Genomic DNA, 19,311 nt, shown 5'->3' on the forward strand with positions numbered 1-19,311 from the left:
CAGTGATCACGAGGCGGCGCCGCAGAACGAGGGTGTCGCCGACTACGTCCGCGTGGGCGACGTGCCGGGTCATCACCCTGCTCGGCGCCCGCCGCTGAGTCACCGAGTGCGGCACCCCCGGACACGGCGACAGCCCGGGCACGGCACGGGAGCGGGGCATCGCCCCGGACCGATGTAACCGGTCCGGGGCGATGCCCCGCTCCCGCATCCGCAGGTCAGCGGTGCCGTCGACCTACGGGCTAAGCGGAGCCCCCCACCCGGGCCGTCTCGGCTGAAGCCTCCGGGCCGCCGTGCTGTGCCGCGCCCGCGGCCTTCGCCGCACCCACCGCCGTCTGCTGTGGACGGCGCAGGAGGGTGACCGCGCACACGGCCGCGATCAGCACCAGCACCGCCGCCAGGACAAGGCACAGCCGCATGCCGTCGACGAGGGAGTCACCCAGGGCGCCGTAGACCTGACCGGCGGTGGAGCCGAGGTCCATCCCGGCGACCGCGCCCAGGCCACCGTCCTTGGCGGTGGCGACGATGGTGTGGGCCTGACTGCCGCTCACACCGGCGTCGGCGAGGTGACCGGGCAGGGTGTGCACGGCGCGGGTGGACAGCAGGGCGCCCAGGACGGCCGGGCCGAGTGCGCCGCCGACCTGGCGGAAGGCGTTGTTGGCGGCCGAGGCCATGCCCGCCAGGTGGTGCGGCACGGCGGCGACGGCGGTGGCCGTCATCGGGGTGGTGACCAGGCCGAGACCGACACCCAGCACGATCAGGCGCCAGGCGATGGAGCCGTAGGAGGTGTCGGCATCGAGGTTGGTCATGGCCAACAGGGACCCGGCGATCAGCACCAGCCCGCCGGTGATCATCCAGCGGGCCTGGACCCGGTGCATGAGGCGGCCGGCCGGGGCGCCGGCCACGATCGCGGCGACCGGGACCAACAGCAGGCGGGCGCCTGCCTCCAGGGTGCCGAGCTGCTGGACCATGCCGAAGTACAGGCTGAGGACGAAGAAGAAGCCGATCAGCCCCAGGAAGGTGATCAGGGCGATGAGGGCGGTGGCGGTGAACGCCGCGCTGCGGAAGACGGCGAGGTCCAGCATGGGGCCGGCACTGCGCTTCTCCGCGACGACGAACGCGATCAGCGCGACGACGCCCAGGGCGAGGGCGGCAACCACCTTCGGCGTGGCGAAGGAGTCGGCGCCGCCCTCGATCACGCCGTAGACCAGGGCTGTGACACCGATGGCCGCGGTGATCTGGCCGGGCCAGTCGAGCTTGCGTCCGTGCGGGGCGCGCGAGTCGGTCAGCAGCGGGGCGGCGACGGCCATCACGACCAGCGAGAGGGGGATGGACAGCAGGTAGATCCAACGCCACGAGTAGTGGTCGAGGATCACACCGGCGATGACCGGGCCGACTGCCAGGGCCGCGAGCAGGGCCATGGCCCACATGCCGATGAACTTGCCGCGCTCGCGGAAGTCGGGCACCGCGTGGCTGATCAGAGCCAGCGTGGTGGGCAGCAGCGCCGCCGAGCCGAGACCCGCCAGTGCCTGGCCCGCCCACAGGGTCTCGATGTTGTGCGCGCAAAGGGCGAGGGCCGCGCCGGCCGCGCTGAAGAACAGGCCGGCCTGGAAGACCTTCTTACGGCCGTGGACGTCGCCGAAGACGCCTGCGGTCAGGATGAAGGCGGCCATGGGAAGGACGAACGCGTCCTGGACCCAGGACAGTTGCGCGGTCGAGGTGTTCAGCGCCCGCTGGATGGCGGGCAGGCTCACGGCGACCGTGGTGATCGGCAGATAGGCGACGAACACGCCGAGGCAGGCCATGACGATGGTGGCCGCCCGCCGGTCCGTCGACCCGCTCGGCGGTGTGGTGACGTTCACGGAAATTCTCCGTTTTCTCCCGTACGGCATGGTGAGCCGCAATCGGTTGGATGGGGAGGGGTGGGTGGTACTCAGAGGCCGCCATACGGAAGCGGGCAGCCCCTGCCTGGCGGACGCGGCCGACGGCGCCCCCGGACGTCGCTGGGCGACAGCGGCACCCATCCGCCTGGCCGGGGGGATGCCGAGCGGAAGCTGTCGGCGGCGAGGTCCATGGGGACGGATACCTCTCCCCCGGGGGTCCCGGAGGCCCGGAGCGCCCGCGGGGGATGCGAGGACGGCGCTCCGGGCCGGTCAGGTGGTGACGACAACACCCGGGTCGGCACTTGGCCCGTGGGCTCCCAGCCGCGTGTTCATGAGAGCCACGCCCTTTCTTGAGAACACGACCAGCATCCATCTCGCATCCCAAAACCATGAACTCCATCGCCTGAAACCAATAGAAAATCCCAAGCGATCACAGGTATATGCCAAACTCCTCCAGTGATCGATGAAACGGACAGGAAAATCCTCCACGCACTCCAGTGCGCACCCCGCCTACCGTTCCGGCACATCGCGGAGGTGACCGGCGTCTCGGAGCAGACGGCCGCCCGCCGCTACCACGCCCTGCGCCGCAGCGGGGTGATGCGCGTGGTCGGCCTGGTCAACCCGGCCGTCCACGGCAAGGCCCAGTGGGTGACCCGCATCCGCTCCCGCCCCGACCGGGTCGGGCCCCTGGCGGACTCCCTGGCCAAGCGGCCGGACGTCGCCTACGCCAACCTCGCCTCGGGCGGCTCGGAGATCATCTGCATGATCCACTCCCCCGTAGAGGCCGAACGCGACGACATCATCCTGCGCCAGCTGCCCCGTTCCGCCTCCGTCCTGGACGTCAGCATCGACCTCCTGCTGCACCCCTTCGGCGAGACGGGCACCAGTGAATGGACCGGCTACGGCGACGGCCTCACACCCGACCAGGTGCGGCAGCTCACCGCCGACCGGCCGCCCACCCCCACCGGCCCCCTGCGGCCCCCGGCGGAGGAGGACGCCCCCCTGCTGGATGCCCTCGCCGAGGACGGCCGCACCACCCACACCCGCCTCGCCGAGCTCACCGGCTGGTCCAACACCCGCGTCGCCCGCCGCATGGAAGCCCTGGAAACGTCCGGCACGCTCTTCTACGACGTGGAACTCCTGCCCGAGCGTCTCGGCCACACCCTCAACGCCACCCTCTGGCTCCGCGTCACCCCCGCCCGGCTGCAACAGGCCGGGGAACAACTCGCCCAGCACGCCGAAGTCGCCTTCGCCGGCGCCATCAGCGGCCATCACAATCTGATGGTCAGTGTCATCTGCCGTGACGCCGAGGACTTCTACCGCTACCTCACCACCAGCGTCGCCGCCGTCGAAGGCATCGACGCCTACGAGGTCAGCATCCGCGTCCGCCGTCTCAAACAGGCCGCCTCGCTCATCTTCCGCGGCCGCCTGGTTCATACGACACCCGCGTGACGGTCGAGCCCGCTACCGCGACCGATCCGGGCGGGCGTTCTGGAACGACCTCAAGGCCTGACGCCCGCCACTCCGGCTGGCAAGGATCCTCAGAATGGGGCGCATCTGCCCCAAGCCCCCGGATCTACGAGAAAGGGCCTCTGACCATTGCTTTCGCAGGTCCGAGGCTCTAGCGGCAGACGAGTCGGGCTGTACGCCGGGTATTCCTGGAGCACCTTTCTGACCTGCACCTTTGCGAGCCGGATCGGCTGTGACCTGCTAGGTCGGGTTGCAGAGGCGACCGGAGGCAGTCAGAGGAAACCGCTCTGATTCGACCCCGATTCGAACCGAGCTGCTCGGAGCCAACCAGAGGCAATCGCCCTCTGTTTGGGTCCGAGTCGGCCCAGGTCAGACGGCGTTGATCAGGCTGTGAACCCGCTGACAGCACTCGGAGTCGACCTCGGTCGAGCCGCGATGGGGACGCCTGCCTCCAGCATCGGAGCCAGGCATACGAATGCCTCCAGGATGGCCATCCTGGAGGCTTCGCTGGCACCGATTGGAGGTCGGTACCGGACACCACCCGTGGTTTTAGCGGGCCTGGGTGGCGTCTCTGTCCTTGCGGGACGGCTCCACAGTGCCACACAGCACCCACCAGACAAGTTCTCTCCGACGGCCATTTCACCCAGGCGAGCGACTGGGCCTTCACCAGCTGCCAACGGCTGCAGCCGATCTCATTCTTCTCGGAGACCTCACCGGCCGCTACGCGGCGGGCAGTTACAGCAAGCTCACCACCGACGGCCGGACCGTGGTCCTGCGCGCGGATCGTACGGGCGCGGCCGAGCACGGGCACCGGATCACGGCGGCCATCGCCTGCCACGTTGCCCGCGCCGGCGGCACCGTTGACGAGCTGGCCCGACTACTGCTTCACCCCGATCACGAGGGCGGTCGGCACGCCCGGAACATCGCGCTGCGCTCCGGGCAGGCGCGCGCCCTGGACTACATCCGACGGGTATGGTCCAGCGCCTCGGCCGCGGTCAGCAGCACGAGGGTCCTGGAGTCGCGCCAGCACGCGTACGAGGTTCTCGCCGCACTGCGGGACCAGATCGAGACCACTCCCTGGCGCGGGGAGCGTGGCCGGACCGCCTTGCGGGTACTGCGGGCGCATCTAAACTTCGCGGAGATCGCGGGCGGCCTACTGCATCACGCCAGCGAGCGGCAAACGGCGGAGGAAGCGGGCATCTCCCGCACGACGCTCCGGGTCGTCTACGAGACCGTCCTCAAGCCGCGTGGCTGGCTGCGCCGGCTGCGGGTCGGCCATGGCCGGGAGGGCTCGACCTGGTACCTCGCCGACGGCAGCGCCGGCGATCGCACCGCCCCCGCTCTACGGTCTCGTTTCCGGACCACTCAGTACCCCCCCCGACCCGGTACTTGAGGAGTGGCCCACGCCTGAGACGGGTGCGGCGGCCGACGTCGACTCGACCGTCATCGGTCGGCTGATGGGCCACGACGCCTTCGCCCACCACGGTCTGGGCAGCGCCGCGCTCGTGATCATCGGTGCACTGCACGCCCGCCCGGCGCAGACGGTCGGCGAACTTGTCGGCTCGTCATCGGTGTCCCGCGCCACCGTCTACCGCACCCTGCGACGCCTGGCCGACCACGGCCTCGTGTACCACAGCGGTGAGACCTGGACCCTCGCACCTCGCGCCCTGGAGGGCTTCGGCAGCACCTCTCCGGAGGCTGTGCCTGAAGAGATCACAAAGCCGGCGCAGGGCTGGGACTCCGTCGCGAAGCGGCATGGAACCACGGGCGTCGCGGCCCAGCGCAAGGCGCTGCACGCTGCCGAGCGCGCGGCGTACCGGGATGTGCTGGAGCGGCTGTCGGAGCACCGCAGCAGGGCCGTGGTGATCGTCCGCGATGGGCGCCGGGTCCTGGTCCCCGCACCCCGGCCCGACGAGATTCCCTCCGCGTGGCAGGCCTCGAACGGATGCGTCCTCGATCCGGTCACCGGCCGTGCCGCTCCCGACTGGCGGATCGCCACCGACGGACGGCTGATCCTCATCACCCCTGCCGACCAGCGCAGTTACGACGAGCTGGCCGCCGCCCATGCCGAAGCCCTCAGCGAATGGGAGTCCGCAGCGTGAACCCACCCCCTCCAACCCCGCCCAGTCACAGCGATGAGGTCACCGCCCAAGCGTTTCGCGAGCAGTACGAGTCCGGTGCCACGGTCGACGAACTCGTTGCGAGCAGTGGTCTGTCGTACGGCACGGTCCTCAACCGGCTCCACGACGCCGGGACCGCGATGCGTACGTCGTGGCAGACCCGTCGGATGCGTCAGGACCCGCAGGCACGCAAACGCCTCGCGGCCCATCTGCGCACGTTGTATGAGCAGCACGGCGCGACCCTCAACGAGCTCTCCGCGGTTGCGGGAGAGACGAGGCGTGCTGCCCGACGACTGTTGATCGAGTCCGGCGGCAGCGTTCGCACCACGCAGCAGACGCTGCGGATGCGTTCCGCAGCGCGGGCCGCCGAGCGGCAGAAGCTCGCGATGTCCCTGCGGACGCGCTACGAAGCCGGAGCCACGGTGCCGGAACTCGCCAAAGAGTGCAGTTACTCAGTCGCCACTGTCTACCGGCTCCTGCACCAGGCAGGCACGCGCATGCGTCCCCAGCACAACCACGGCCCGGCCCGCACCCCGAGGAAGCGGTCATGAGCGCCCTCGCAGGTGTCACCGGCGGGGCCTGGCACATCCCGAGACCGACGGTGCGCCGCCCCGGATCCAGCACTGCAGCACGGGCCCCTCCTCCGTCGGCAATCAGCCGCAACCGAACGTCGGCGTTCGCCGACGCACCCAAGTCAACACACCTCTTTAGATTCAGGAGATCAAGCACTCGTGAGTGAGAACACCCGTCACAAGACCCTGGCCGCGGCCACGGCCAGCGCCTGGGACGCTTTTGTCATCGTCGTCGGCATGCTCAAGGGCGGCACCGGCAAGACGACCTCCGCCTGGTTCATCGCCCTCTACTACGCCGTCGTTCTGGGCCTGCCGACGCTGCTCCTGGACGCGGATGCAACCAGCCAGTCCGCCTATGACTGGTTCAAGGTCGCCCAGGCCGAGGGCTTCGAGATCCCAGAGCACCTGGTGGTCGAGCGGTACCCGTTCGATGACATCGCCGAGTACATCCGTGAGAAGCGTGCCGAGTTCGGCGCGATCGTGGTCGACGCCGGCGGCGGGAGCGCGAAGCTGTTCCACGAGGCTGTTACCGAGGCGAACCTGCTGCTCGTGCCGGTCGCCCCCACCAAGATCGAGCGCCGCAAGCTCGTGGCCACCTTCGACGAGGCCGAGCGCGCCGCGGCCCGCAACGACCGCGGCGTCACCGCCCACGTCGTGCTGGTCAAGGCCGACGACCGCACCAGCCTGCCCCGCAACGCGAAGAACAGGCTCCTGGAGCCTGCCGAGGGTGAGGGCATCGGCCCGGACCGCGACGAGCCGTTCCCGCTCGCCGAGACCGTCATCCATTCCTGGGTGCACTACATGGAGGCCTTCGGCGAGATCCCCACCGAGCTGAGCGAGTACGCCAACCTGATGAAGGAGCTGACCGAGGCATGAGCGACAAGAACGAGAGGCCGAAGCCTCCAGCCCGCCGCGCCGGTCGCACGCTGGGCGGGGCCAGGAAGGCGGCCCCGCCTCCTCCCCCGGCCGCTGAGCTCACCCCCGAGCAGTTCGCTGCTGAAGAGGCCGCCGCCCTGGGCGACAGCCTTCTCCCTGCCGGCGAGCCGCAGGTTCAGCCCGCTCCTTCGACGGTTCCCATCGGGCAGTCGGCACGGGGCCGGACCGAGACGGCCCCGGAAGTGGCGGAGCCCTCTGCCCAGCCGACGGTTGAGGTCACGCGGAGCGGCCCCGTGCCGGAGCCGGCCGCGAGTCAGCCGGTTCGCCCGGCCGTCGTCGCCCCAGAAGCGGGGGCCGGGGCCGCTGGCGAGCCGGTGGAGCAGCAGGCCCCGCCTGTGGTCCCGGCTGCCGAGGTGGCCATTCGCCCGGCAGCTCCTCCAACAGCAGGCGGCACGACGTTCCCTGTGAGGACCGAGGGCCCGGGATACCAGGAACAGAACGCTCGACCGCAGGAGGCGCCCAGCGAGGGTACGCCGTATGCGCACGGGCCCGGTCGCCCCTCGGACGTTCCCGACGCCGCCGTCGTTCTCAACCAGCGCATCATCGCGCGCGAGAGCCTCGACTCGTCGGTCCCCGCTGCACTGAAGCTGAAGAAGCGGATCAAGCGCTTCGCGCTGGACAACGAACTCGACCACCTGCCCATCGGCGACATCGTCTCGGTCGCGCTGGATGAGTGGCTCACCGCCCGCGGCTTCTGAACACGACCGCAGCGCGCAAGGTGGCCGCATCCACGCCAGGGCGCGGCCACCTTCCCTGCCGACTATTCCAATAGCCCAATAGGCGGATAGCTATCCGCCTAGGAAGATCAACCGGAGCAGCTCTCGTGCCCAATCACTCCCGTCACGCACGCCTACTACGTGAAATCGCCGACGCTCTCGACACCGAGTTCCAGCCAGCCGACGACGCTCTCACACCCCACCCGGACACGCTCGACATCATCAGCAACCGGCACACCAAACGCGGACAACTCAACTACGCCGTCCCCGATGTCCTCCAGCTCCAGCGACGCATACGCCTCTACAACGCCGAGACCGACATCGCCCACGGAGACATCGTCGCCCTGGCCCTCGACACCTGGCTCCGGGCAAAAGGCTACCCACCCGATCCCGATCTCTCTTGCCCATGACGGGCGTCCTGCAAGTCGGCGCCTACCATGCGCCCTTTGCGCCATTCATTCAGGACCGCATGCACCCATGTTGCCCCTGTTCCCATTCTCGAAGTGCACCCACCGGGCGTGCCGTCGTCGGGGAGTTTCAACCTCAGGTGACTCAGTACTTGACTCCCGCCACAAATCGGGAACACCCGTGCGAATTTAATGCCGCCTCCGAGGGCACGAATTCGCCTGACCGAATATGGCAGCTGCATGTTTGGCGGGAATACGCCTTTGTCTCCGCCTCCTGGACGCTCGTAGCCTTGGGGGATCTTGCGGCCTTGCCGTGACCTAAGTTCACCGTTCGGGGGATTCAATGGGAGATCAGCTGTCGCTCGCGACAGTGACCACGTCAGCCATGCCTCAGGTATTCGCGTTTCTCTTTGGCCGCCTCGGTGCTGTACTCGACCGCCGTAGCGGAAATGACACCGTGGCCTCGACCGAGCCGGCGACCTGCCCAGTCCTGGTTGAACCGGAAGCTCCCCTGCTCATCCACGACGAGGAGCTGACCGAGCAGCGGATTCGCCGACTGGAAGCTGTGGCCCGGGAATTGGCCGTCTACCACCGCAACCCCGCTCTGATTCGACACGATGACGAGCACCTGCTGCAAGCGATGAGTGAACTGCGCGACGACCTGGAGGCGATTTACGGGCAGCCTCTGTCCTTCACGGGCGAACGGCGTTCTGCACCGGGCGTGAGGGTCAGGCAGTTCCTTGACGAAGTCGAGGCAGACGGGGTGGCCCGGGCAGTCAGGGTTGGACGGGTGACCGCCGAAGCGTCAGCCGACATCGAACAGCGGACCAGAGTTGTGCGCCAGGGCGGCGAGGTCACTGCACTCGAAATCGACGGCACGCTCGGATAGCTCTCGCAGTCCGAGTGGGATTCCGGGCGGCACACCACGGGGGTACGGGTGAGTGATCAGCAGGACTACGGACTGGGGCTCCCTCACGAGAACGGCCAGCAGTCTGAAGGCCCATTCTGGGGAGATTCCGGTGCACTAACATCCACGGACGCGCCGCATACACCGGACACGGAATCTCCGGACGCGAGCGTGCACCTGGATGACGAACTGCAGGAGCGCCTCAAGTTCCTGTTGGACACGGAGGCGGTTAAGCGTCTTCGACAGATGGCTCTGCTCAACCTGGGTGAAATGAATGCTCTCAAAGTCAACGCGAGTTTCGAGAACCCGCTTGACCATAACGAGTTTTCAGACACCTACCTTGATGCGCTCCGCACCGTTTATGTGCGCCCGGAGGGAGGCGACTCTTTCGACGATATCTATCAGTGGTGGCGGAACCCCGGCTCTGTTGTGGTGCTGGCTCAGAAGCCGGGCACAGGTCGCACGGCCACCGCGTGCGCGCTCCTCGCGGAGTTGCGTCATGAGTTCCCGGCCGTGCGTGTAGGTCCGCTCGGCTTCGGCGGTGGTCTGGAGTTCCCCGTGCGTCGCCTGCCTCAGGTGGAGAACCGCGGCTACCTGCTCGAACTCCCGCCCGATGAGGACGGTTTCAAGGTGGCCAGCACGTTCGGTGCAACGATCGAGCGTTTGCAGTACACGCTGAAACGTCGCAGTGCCCGGCTCGTGGTGCTGACCACACCCGAGCAGTGGCGCCGGGTAGGCAGCAGTGCACCTGACGGGATCAAGCCCTCTTTTGGGGCGCCATCGCCGTTGGAGATCGCCCGCAAGTGGCTGAGCGCGGAGGGGCCCCCTGACCTTCCGGTCGAACAATGGTTGACCGATGACGACATCGTCGCCTTGCTGAACGGGCAGCCTCCGGTGGAGGCCCTAGAGATCGTCAGCCTCATTCTGGACGCGCACCATGCCCGCGACAGCAGCCTGCCCAACCTGGAGACCCTGGCACGTAAACGGAAGAACGGCGCCAACACGCCTTTCGACCGACAGGTCCTCAGCGTCATCGCGGCCCGTAACAACTGGCGTCCCCAACTCCTTTCTTGGCACAAGGAGTCCGGCCGTACGAGCTTCCAGCGCAACTTCCTACTGGCCTGCGCCACTCTGCGTGGAGCGTCCGTGGCACACGTCTACGCCAGCACTGCCACCTTGGCATCCGTCTTCGGGGACAGTGACCCCTCCCTGGAGGGACAGCAGGATCCCGGCGTCATTGAAATGGTCGACTCGATCGGGGCCGAACTGCAGGCCGACGACACCATCACCTTCAACCGCCCCGAATGGGACGACGCGGCACTGGAGTACTTCTGGGTGGACCGGCCCCTGTCACGGGTGAAATTCCTGGAGTGGCTGGCCGACGCCCCCTTGAAGAAGCCCAAAGCAGCGCTCGAAACACTCACCGACGCAGAACGGCAGGCGATGGCCGAGCGCATCGGGAGATTCGCCTTACGGTGGGCTGTACGTCATCGCCGACAAGAACCCCTGCGCCAGTTGGTCTGGCGCTGGCACAACACACCGCTCTGGACAACGGCGGTTGAACTCCTCACATCAGCCTGCTTGCAGACCGCCAGCGGCTCCTACATCCACGAAATGCTGCTGCAGTGGGCCAGGACCGACAACGCCGCGCAGCAGTTGGCCACAGTGGAGGTGTGTGCCGGCGAGTTCGGCGTCCTCTACACCGGCAAAGCGCTGCGGCGGTTGCGCCATGCGGCCGGCTCGGGAGATGAGGAAGTGCGTCAAGCGCTCCAAAAAGCCGTGCACGGCCTGTGGAGTGATCCAAGCGCCCGCCGGACCCTCTTCGGCTACGTCATCGACTGGTGCAGAGACGGCGGGACCAAACTGGAAGCTGGGCAGGCAGCCTTCAGGGCTCTGGCCGAGTCAACACACCCCGATGCTCCTACGCTCCCTGCCCTCCTCCCCCACAGCGACGAAGCGGAATTCACTGCTCCCGTTACCGATCTCATCGTCGGCTGGCGAGCCCTCTTTCAGGGCACGCGAGGATTCGAAAGGGATGGCCAGGCATCAGCGGTCGTGCGACTATGGCTGGACGCGGCGCTCAGCCACCCACACGTCCACGCTGACGTACTGAAGATCTTCAGCACAGCGGTGAAGCTCTCTGACCCGACGGGAACATCGGGCGAGAACGCCCGCGACCGGCTGCGGGCGACCGCACGGGAATGGGCCAAGGCCGCCGCGCTCGAACAATCGGCAGGCCGTATCGAGCTCCCATCCGCCGGGCAGGCCCACCGCGCCGTGTACACCGAGCTCGCGCAGCTGCTCGACGACGGCATCATCGAGACTTTCCAGCAGACTCTGGCTCAAGCCGACAGCGAAAAAGAATCCGCATGATGCGACGCCGCACGCGCCGCAACCACCCTTCCGAGTCCACCAGCCAGACATGGACATCCGTCTTTCATGATCGGCCGGGAAGCCGTGATGCGGGCCTGTCATTCGACGCGGTCATCCGCGTCGAATGGCATCACTCTCCACAGGGTCCGACCAACCCGGACGCCCGGCATGCAGCGAGCCGCGCTGCCCGCCACCTGGTGGAAAAGCAGCTGAGCAGCGAATCAGTACTCCGCGTCGCTGCGGCGGAACAGGAACTCGCAGCGGCGCTACGCGACCAACTGCCCTTCACGCGCGACGGTGTTGAACTACTCAACATCAGCGCGACCCTGCGCGTCGACGACGACGCAGCGGAGGGCGCCCGTCTTATGGAACGAGCCCGTCACGAGTTCGAGCTCGACGAAATGGACCGCCGCCAAGCGCGCGCCCGCGTGGAGTTCCTCCGCAACGAGCTCCTCGCGAACCCGTCCGCTGCACGCCTGTACGCGCTCATCCAGAGTTCCCCTCGTCTGGGCGGCCCACCTGAGGGAAGCGATCCCGAAGATCTCGTACGACAGATCCATGAGTGGCACCCAGATTCCCGCTGGGTTCTCGTCGCCCGCACACTGCACACGTTCGTCAACAAGCTCTCCGAAGACAATGCACGTGACTTCCTGAAAATCCTGGGCAGCGCAATGACCACTCTCGGCCACCGACGTCTCGCCGAGGAGATATCCGCCGCCGAGGAAGCAGAGTGAGCCTGAACCTGCTGCGCTGGGTACTGGACCCGCGCACGAGCCTGCTCGCGCGCCGCATCCGCAAGAACAGAGGTCACGAAATGTCCCCGGACACAGCCTGGCGGCTGGCCCGGTTACAGCTGCACCCCGACGAGGTGCCCTACCGCAACCATGGCCACGGCCCGCCGTCTTGACCATCGCCGGTTGACCGAGCTCAGCTCCTTCGCGCCAGTTCCCTCCCTGCCTGGCGCCGTTCCAACAGCGACACCACCCGGCCGCCGGTTGGTTGCGTGTCGGTTCGTGCCGCAGCCGACGTAGCCGAGTCGTGGTGTGGCGTACGCGAAGTGACAGTACGGAACAGGTCTGGCGGCACACGGCACTGCTCGATCAGCTGCGCCTCGTCGATGCCCTCTTGAGTCAGCAGCTCCACTGCTCTCGACAGGAGCGACGGTTGCTCGATGACACTGACCAGACCTGGTTCGTTGCGACGCCAGCCACGGGTCGAGATGGTCGTCATGGCATTGCGATATGAGACGTCACTGAGTTGTCCAAGCCAGCGAGCGCGATACAGCAGTGCCTGAATACTCACTCCCCACTGTTCCTTGAGACGAGCAAGCGTTCGCCAAGCGTTGGCGCCCATGCTGGAGGGCAGCAGATCTCGGATCTGCTCAGCAGGCATCAGCAACTCGGCGGCGAAGCGGTGAGCCTGGTCCTCCACGGTCCTGCCGCCCGGCTCGGCATCGCTGTGCATGACCAGGTGGCCCAGCTCATGGGCCACATCGAAACGCTGCCGGTAGTAGTCCCGCTTGATCGGGTTAAGCACGACGACAGGCCTCAACCGGCTGTCGAAGGAGTAGGCGTCCACCGAGGACGCCTGCGGCGGGCTGAAGACCACCAGCACGCCGTGGTTCTCCAGCAGCCGCACAAGATGACCGGCTGGTCCGTCTGCAATCCCCCACTCTCCGCGCACCTGCTGCGCGGCTCGCTCCGGGCCGTCCCCGTCGCGATCATCGACCGCGACCGGGAAGCTCGGCACCTCCGCCTCCGGAAACTCAACGTGCCGTTCCAAACTGCTCGCGATATCCACGGCCAACTGGCCATACGCGAAAGCCTGATCGCGGGCGAGCTGGCTCGTGGAACGCAGGGACCGGAAGTGCGGGGTCGTGCTGAGCGCAGCAACATCATCCGGCCGGACCGCGAAGAACCCGGGGTCTACCGACAAGCTGACTGCCAGCTGCGCCACAGTGGCAGCGGTGGGTCGTTTGGCGCCGGACTCCCAGCCCGCCACGGCGGTGGGACTCTTGTCGACCAACGCCGCAAGGTCGCTCTTGCGCAGCCCTGCCAAGTGCCGGGCCAGCGTGAGGCGGGCCCCGTCGAAGAAGGCAGCAACGTCGGCCGTTCGGTTGTTCGTAGACGTGCGAGGGTTCACCACTCACCACTAGCACGGATATCACGCTGTTCGCTCGCGGGGCGACGCAGACGCACGGGGGCGTCCGGGACAGAGTTCGGGCCAGTGGGCAGTGGCGCGCCATCAGTACGGCGGGTTCCTCCGGCCGGCGGGGTGCCGAGGAGGTCCTGGCGCCAGTGCCAGGCCTGTCCGCCGCCGGAATTCAGCCTGGGGCGGCCGAAAACGAGCTCGACCTGTCCGCTGAGCGAGTCAAGACTGTGGCCGATCACGAACGTCGCGAGGTCAAGGTCCTCCTCGGCTTCGATCGCCTCCAGGCCGGCGATTTCCTCCAGCGCGAGACCGTCGAACAACGAGGGCTGGGAGGGGGACGAGTTGTGCTGGCGCGCGACACGCTGCTTCGTGGGGCTCTTCTGAGGCCATGGAAGTTCGTCGAGCTTGCCGAACTCGCTCGAAGCAAGTAGAAACCGCCGCTGCCCGTATGCCCAGCCGGGGCTGCCGTTGAGGTTGGAACGGCGGACGAGGCCAGGATCCAGGCGCGGCATGCTGTCGATGTCCTGATCCGACAGTTCGGCATACAGCAGGTCGAGATCAGCATCGGCGTCGCCGGAGCTCACCGCGTAGCGCTCGCAGGCGAAGACACGGTCAAGCCGGTTGCGGAACAGCGTGAACCTAGTGTTGCCGAGCCAGGCCGCGTCGTGGCCGTCATCCTCGGAGTAGGTTTCCAACGCGCGAGCGGTAGCCGACACGTACGCCCAGCGCGCGCCACCCAGAACCCCAGCACCGCCGAACTCCGCGATAACATCCTGCTGTTCAGTCACAGCAGCCAACCTACACCGCATCCAGCAGTTCACGCATCAAAATGAACCACCCAGCTCAATTGCTGACTTTGACCACACCACTCAGCCTCCCCCCGGCAGCAGGCGGGCCGTGCCTAGGACGCGCCGAGGCAGGCCGGAGCCTGTCGGCTATGCAACTTCTAAAACCGGAACCAGGGCAGCGGGCTTCGGGGCAGGTGCTTGAGCTCCGAATCACACGGCGGGGATCGCCTTGCGCGCGTGGATCTCATGGACCGACCAGCCGCGAGCCGTCATCGCCTCGACGTACGGTTCAGCTCGTGTGCGGTGCGCGGCGAAGGCGAGCAGGTGAGTGGGTCGGGTGGCGCCCACGAAGACGAGTTGTGCCGCGCGCTGGATCGTGACCAGGGCCTTGGAGGCATCCTGCTGTCGGCTCAGGAGTCCGAGGACCTCATGTACGTCGTACTTCTTGCCGCTGCGTTCCAGGCATTCGAGGATGAGCGTGGCCGCGTGGGTTTCGCCCTTGGCGCTCTGGATCGATCCCGCGATCGACAGCACCACCCCTTGCTCCGTATCAGTCGGCGCCTTCAGCGCGGCGGCTGGCTGAGCAACGTACGGGATGTGAGCAAGGGGATCCGCGAGGCGTGCGACCCCCTTCAGGGGAGTCTGGGTCAGGTCGGGCAGCAACCGCACAAGCCGGGCGGTGAAAACGGCCCATTCGACATGACTGTCGAGTGGTCTGGTCAGCATGTCGTGCAGGAGCAGCCGTGCCCGGCCTCCGGCGGTGGCCGGGTCTCGGTCCAGTCGCCTCAGCGGGGGCAGGCCGCCCGAGCTGGCCAGTCGGGCCAGGTCACGGATTGCCTTCCACAAGAGAGTCACGGCTGCATGGTTGTCGCCGGATTGCCGCTGGGCCTGGGCGGCTCGTGCCGTCATGATCAGGCTGCCAGTTGCCTGGCTGGGCACCGTGGTGAATCCGGGCACGTAGCAGGAAACGGATTGAGGGAAGGCCCTGGCGCCTCCGCGGATGAGGCGGGCGCCCAGCACCCGGGGCGGGCTGTCCAGCAGCAGCTGGCGGGGGACCGTGGCCGCTGCCATCCGTTCGAAGGCCGGCACGACGTCCGCGACGGAGTCGTCGTCGAAGAGCAGGAGGGCGATGGTCCCCTCGTGGCCGGCTCCGTCGATGCGCTGGCGGCGGTGGATCGTGAGGTCGCTGGCGAGTGCTGCGACCTTGCTGCCGAAGCGGCGGCTGACGGGGAGTTGGGCGGCGCGCGGCAGCGGGAACGACGAGGGCTGTGCGGTGTTCGGTCCGTCGGTGAAGATGCGCTGGTTGATGTCACCCACGCGCTGCACGACCGTGCTCGGGGAGCCGAAGACCTTGTCGAGCAGGCGTTGCTGGAGGTCACTGGTGTCCTGCATTTCGTCCAGGAGGACGAAGGGGAAGCGGTGGGCTGTGGCTTGGGCCAGCTGTGGGTGGTGGAAGAGGTGGTGCTCGGCGAGGGCGAACATGTCGTGGTAGCGGAATATGCCCTGCTCGGTGAGCTTTTCCTTGAGAGCCGCGAATTGCCGGCCGCTGGGGCTGTCCGACGTGAACGGCTGGGTGCCGTCCGGTGCCGTCGTGGTGAGTTCTCCGGCGTCGCACACGTAGCGGGCCTCGGCCACGAGTGTGGGGCCGTTGCGGCGGTGGCCGAGTGAGGTGTTCAGCGTACGGAAGGCGGGATGGCGCTCCAGCATGCGCAGGGCGGCGTCCGCGTAGGTGTCGTCGTCGACAATCTGGACTTCAATGCCCCGGGATCGTAGGGCCGGCAGGGCGAGAAAGGTGTTGGTGAAGGCCTGGATCGTGCCGATGAAGTGCGGGTACTGCAACAGGCGGCGTCCCGCCGGTGTGGCAGCGAGACGGTGGGTGATCTCGTCTTTGGCCGTGTTGGTGTGGGACAGGACGCAGATGCCACGCGTGGGCGAGGTCCATCCCTGGCCCAGGAGGGCGAGCTTGAGCCCGATCAGGCTGGTCTTGCCCGAGCCGGGAGCTGCCTGGAGGTCCAGGGACTCTGCGCTTTGGATGAAGTCCCACTGTTCCTGGTGCGGCAGTTCGAGGCCAAGCTGCTGAGCGAGGGATTCGACTTTGTCCTTGATGAAGACGTCGGGCGCGTAGAGGCTCGTCATCGCTCAGACCTCGCTGCACAGGTAGGTAAAGGCAGCCACGAGGTAGGGCGGCAGATCGTCCTCGGTCACGGAGGTGATCTGCAGGAGGCGGGCCGCGTGTTGGGCGGCGATCGGCTTGTTGCCCCTGCCCAAGCGCAGCGGCTCATAAATGTCCAAGGCCGCCTTTTCCAGGGGAACGTTGCTCTCCCGCCACTTCTTGACCTCCTCCTGCGCCAGTCGGTCCAGGTCGGCGAGTCTGTCCGCGGTGGGCCAGGTCGTCTTGGAGGCGACGGCGGCACGGACGGCCTGGTGCATGAGGGTCGCCATGGTCCAGGACGCGGCGGCCAGGTCGTACTCCAACGTCCAATGGTCGGAGACGAAGGTACGCACGTGGCCGCTGTCCTTTATTTGCAGCGTGGCGACATGTTCGCTGATCTGCTGCGAGGTCATCTCCGCCGAGCATTTGAGCTGCTTGCGCATCTCGTCCGAGGTGCCGGCGGGAACCAAGTCCCGGTCCCGGATGCAGGCCACGGCGACCGGTATCTGCTCGCCGTCGCGCTGGAAGATCCGGCTGTAGCGGAAGAGGCCGACGCCGCCGACATTGACGACGCTGACGCCGCATTCGCTGAAGGACCGGCCGACCGCCTGGGCGAGGGCGGGCAGGACGATGGCTTCGGCGTCGCCTTCGACGATGGCGACGCTGCGGGCGAAGAACAGGTTGGCCTTGGTCACGTCGAGGAAGCGGGTGAGGAAGGCGTAGTCGCCCTCATCGAGCTTGGTCAGTCCCGGGGCCAGGCGAAAGGTGGATCCGCGGGCGACGAGGGTGAGGTGTTCGACCGGGATGGCCGAGGCCAGGTTCGGGCTGTGGGTAGTGAGGATGACCTGGACCGGCGGCGTCTCCGCTGTGTTCGCGGTCTCGGCGCGATCCCGCAGGAGGTCCATGATGCGGGTCTGGAGCTGCGGGTGGAGGTGGGCTTCGGGTTCCTCGATCAGCAGCAGGGGCGCGATGACGCTGTTGCCGAGCAGGAGCAGTTCGGCCGCCATGAACAGGGCGTTGTTGTAACCCAGACCGTGTCTGGTCCACTCCCCCGTGCCAGCGAACAGCGTGAGCTCCAGCCGCTCCAGCGCGCGGGCGAGCGTGGCATCACCAGCGACGCCGATCTCACCGCGCAGGACGTCGGAGCCGATGGAGAACTTCTGCAGGTAACCGGTGTTGATGTCGTCCCGGGCCGTCTTGATGGCCTCGTTGTCACTGATGTGCCGTTCCGCGCGGCGCAGGATGCCGACCAGGGTGGAGGCGCTGTCGTCTTCCTCGTCGAAGTCGTCCTCACCTTGTGCGCGCATGGCGGGGTAGCCGGCCAGGATTTGCGACAGCCGTGATCCGCGGCCGGAGCGCAACTCCGCCTCGGCGTCCCGCAGGGGCCGCAGGTAGGTGGCTTTCAGCAGTTCACGTGCAGCACCGTCCAGGGCTGGCCCCTGCCCATCGCGGCCGGTGCGGGTGGTCATCGCGACGCGGTGGGGACGCAGCGGGTCCATCAACTCCGCTTTGACGGTGACGTAGAGGGCTACGTTGCCCTCATCGTCCGTAGTGAGCAACTCAAGGAAGACGGCCTGTTCTTCCGTTGTGAGGTCCTTGAATCCGCATGTGATCTTGAAAGTGCCGGCGCGGCCGCCGGGTCCGACGTGGAAGTCGTCGCGTGTGATGCGGTAGAAGTCAGCCGCGGTCGTCAGCAGGCACAGGCGGATCGCGTCGATGACGGCCGTCTTGCCGCTGTCGTTCTCGCCGACGAGGACGTTCGTGGCGGGACCGAAGTCCAGGCTCAGGCTGGCGTCCTTGTCGCCGTCCTTCTGCGGCGCCGCGCCGAAGATCCGGAAGTTTTCCGCATACAGACAGGCAAGGTACACCGACATCCCCCGAGCGATGAGGCCCGCGCCCTCGACGACACAGGCGGTTGTAACCGCCTCAAGTGCCCCACCCGCATGCGGTTCTGACGCATCATACGATTCATCGCGGCACTCGTGCCTCGTTAGTAGAATCCCTCCCCTTGGCTGGAAATGGACACGTCAGGTCGCCAACTCCAGACAGCAGTGCGCGACCGTCATTGCGGCACAGCCGGAAGGGGGAGAAGGACCCTCACGACTGGTAGGTGCCACAGCAGGGCGCCTCCTAGGCGCAGGGCGCGTCGACACCGCGCGGAGTGAGCACCTTTACGGGTTCGTGCGCACCTCCTGTGTGGGGCCCGATCAGCAGATCCTACGGACTCATCGCAGCCTTGGAAAAAACACGATCGTTTGATCGCCGACCCGCATTACCGGGGCTCGGATTTTCCGGATTCTTCCCGTGTGATGTGGTTAACGAGTTCCCCTGGCTGCACGTCGAGTCCAGCTGCAATGTCCAAGAGCGTGAGCACACTGGGGCTGCGCTGACCGTGCTCAATGCAGATGAGGCCGCGAAAGCTCAGTCCACTGCGCTCTGCGAGTTCTTCCAAGCTGTAGCCCCGCTCTTCCCGGAGCCGCCGGATCTGCATACCGAGGGACAGGAGGCGGGGGTCTGGTGACGGTTCGCGTGCTGGCACACAGCGACTCGACCGGTACGACTTCCCGCAGGCCATGAACAGCTGTGCATAATCGGGTTCCGGGCTGGAAATCCTGCACGTGAGCACACACGAGCAGCCCGGCGGCTACGAAACCCAATCACTCGTACGACCTGCTCGGCACAAACAGATAGACCACGGCGCGGCAGCGAGGTCGCTAGCCCACAAGCAACGAACGAGAAAATATGGCCAGGCCGATCGTGCCATTCGACCGATGGCACAAGTCATATCCGAAACCCGACCGGGGCGATAAACCATGCAAGTGCGGGACCAGGAACCGTC

At 67.1% G+C, this 19,311-nt stretch carries 17 protein-coding genes; 11 read left to right on the forward strand and 6 right to left on the reverse strand.

From position 1 onward, the window contains the following. Positions 1–239: 239 nt before the first annotated feature. Positions 240–1,859 (reverse strand): DHA2 family efflux MFS transporter permease subunit, encoded by a 1,620-nt coding sequence (locus PV734_RS21455; RefSeq protein ID WP_415924242.1) that lies wholly within the window; start codon positions 1,857–1,859, stop codon positions 240–242. A gap of 477 nt (positions 1,860–2,336) precedes the next feature. Between PV734_RS21455 and PV734_RS21460 the strand changes: the two genes are divergently transcribed. The 11 genes from PV734_RS21460 (at position 2,337) to PV734_RS21510 (ending at position 12,288) form a co-directional block, all read left to right on the forward strand. Beyond that, positions 2,337–3,332: an Lrp/AsnC family transcriptional regulator gene (locus PV734_RS21460; RefSeq protein ID WP_319290970.1), complete on the forward strand. Its 996-nt coding sequence runs from the start codon at positions 2,337–2,339 to the stop codon at positions 3,330–3,332. Positions 3,333–4,116: 784 nt separating this feature from the next. Next, positions 4,117–4,743: a hypothetical protein gene (locus PV734_RS21465; protein WP_319290973.1), complete on the forward strand. Its 627-nt coding sequence runs from the start codon at positions 4,117–4,119 to the stop codon at positions 4,741–4,743. Positions 4,744–4,807: 64 nt separating this feature from the next. Beyond that, positions 4,808–5,452 carry a MarR family transcriptional regulator gene (locus tag PV734_RS21470; RefSeq protein ID WP_319290976.1) on the forward strand — a complete coding sequence of 215 codons (645 nt, stop codon included), beginning with the start codon at positions 4,808–4,810 and terminating at the stop codon, positions 5,450–5,452. Continuing rightward, the gene (locus PV734_RS21475) at positions 5,434–6,021 is read left to right on the forward strand and encodes a helix-turn-helix domain-containing protein (RefSeq protein ID WP_319290978.1); all 588 of its coding nucleotides are present in this window, start codon (positions 5,434–5,436) and stop codon (positions 6,019–6,021) included. The genes PV734_RS21470 and PV734_RS21475 overlap by 19 nt, the downstream gene beginning before the upstream one ends. A 180-nt stretch (positions 6,022–6,201) precedes the next feature. Further along, on the forward strand, positions 6,202–6,918 hold the full coding sequence (locus tag PV734_RS21480) for a ParA family protein (protein WP_319290980.1): 717 nt from the start codon (positions 6,202–6,204) through the stop codon (positions 6,916–6,918). After that, positions 6,915–7,676, forward strand: coding sequence for a hypothetical protein (locus PV734_RS21485; protein WP_319290983.1), 762 nt, complete (start codon positions 6,915–6,917; stop codon positions 7,674–7,676). The genes PV734_RS21480 and PV734_RS21485 overlap by 4 nt, the downstream gene beginning before the upstream one ends. A gap of 125 nt (positions 7,677–7,801) precedes the next feature. Continuing rightward, a complete protein-coding gene (locus tag PV734_RS21490; RefSeq protein ID WP_319290986.1) occupies positions 7,802–8,104 on the forward strand; it encodes a hypothetical protein in 303 nt (100 codons plus the stop codon). Between the two features lie 340 nt (positions 8,105–8,444). Next, positions 8,445–8,990 (forward strand): hypothetical protein, encoded by a 546-nt coding sequence (locus PV734_RS21495; protein WP_319290988.1) that lies wholly within the window; start codon positions 8,445–8,447, stop codon positions 8,988–8,990. 48 nt (positions 8,991–9,038) lie between these two features. Beyond that, positions 9,039–11,381: a hypothetical protein gene (locus tag PV734_RS21500; protein WP_319290989.1), complete on the forward strand. Its 2,343-nt coding sequence runs from the start codon at positions 9,039–9,041 to the stop codon at positions 11,379–11,381. After that, positions 11,378–12,115, forward strand: coding sequence for a hypothetical protein (locus tag PV734_RS21505; protein ID WP_319290992.1), 738 nt, complete (start codon positions 11,378–11,380; stop codon positions 12,113–12,115). Before PV734_RS21500 ends, PV734_RS21505 begins: the two co-directional genes overlap by 4 nt. Further along, the gene (locus PV734_RS21510) at positions 12,112–12,288 is read left to right on the forward strand and encodes a hypothetical protein (RefSeq protein WP_319290995.1); all 177 of its coding nucleotides are present in this window, start codon (positions 12,112–12,114) and stop codon (positions 12,286–12,288) included. Before PV734_RS21505 ends, PV734_RS21510 begins: the two co-directional genes overlap by 4 nt. 20 nt (positions 12,289–12,308) lie before the next feature. Here the strand turns inward: PV734_RS21510 and PV734_RS21515 are convergent, their stop codons facing one another. The 5 genes from PV734_RS21515 to PV734_RS21535 all read right to left on the reverse strand — a co-directional run bounded on the left by PV734_RS21515 (position 12,309) and on the right by PV734_RS21535 (position 19,047). Next, positions 12,309–13,523, reverse strand: coding sequence for an XRE family transcriptional regulator (locus PV734_RS21515; RefSeq protein ID WP_319290999.1), 1,215 nt, complete (start codon positions 13,521–13,523; stop codon positions 12,309–12,311). Then, complete coding sequence (locus PV734_RS21520; RefSeq protein ID WP_319291001.1) at positions 13,520–14,320, reverse strand: hypothetical protein; 801 nt, start codon at positions 14,318–14,320, stop codon at positions 13,520–13,522. The genes PV734_RS21515 and PV734_RS21520 overlap by 4 nt, the downstream gene beginning before the upstream one ends. Before the next feature lie 210 nt (positions 14,321–14,530). Continuing rightward, a complete protein-coding gene (locus PV734_RS21525; RefSeq protein WP_319291004.1) occupies positions 14,531–16,456 on the reverse strand; it encodes a UvrD-helicase domain-containing protein in 1,926 nt (641 codons plus the stop codon). A gap of 3 nt (positions 16,457–16,459) precedes the next feature. Next, positions 16,460–18,346 carry an ATP-dependent nuclease gene (locus tag PV734_RS21530; RefSeq protein ID WP_319291006.1) on the reverse strand — a complete coding sequence of 629 codons (1,887 nt, stop codon included), beginning with the start codon at positions 18,344–18,346 and terminating at the stop codon, positions 16,460–16,462. 398 nt (positions 18,347–18,744) lie between these two features. Beyond that, a complete protein-coding gene (locus tag PV734_RS21535; RefSeq protein ID WP_319291009.1) occupies positions 18,745–19,047 on the reverse strand; it encodes a helix-turn-helix transcriptional regulator in 303 nt (100 codons plus the stop codon). Positions 19,048–19,311 lie beyond the last annotated feature (264 nt).

The sequence above is a fragment of the Streptomyces sp. AK08-02 genome, from assembly GCF_033795085.1.
GTDB lineage: Bacteria > Actinomycetota > Actinomycetes > Streptomycetales > Streptomycetaceae > Streptomyces > Streptomyces echiniscabiei.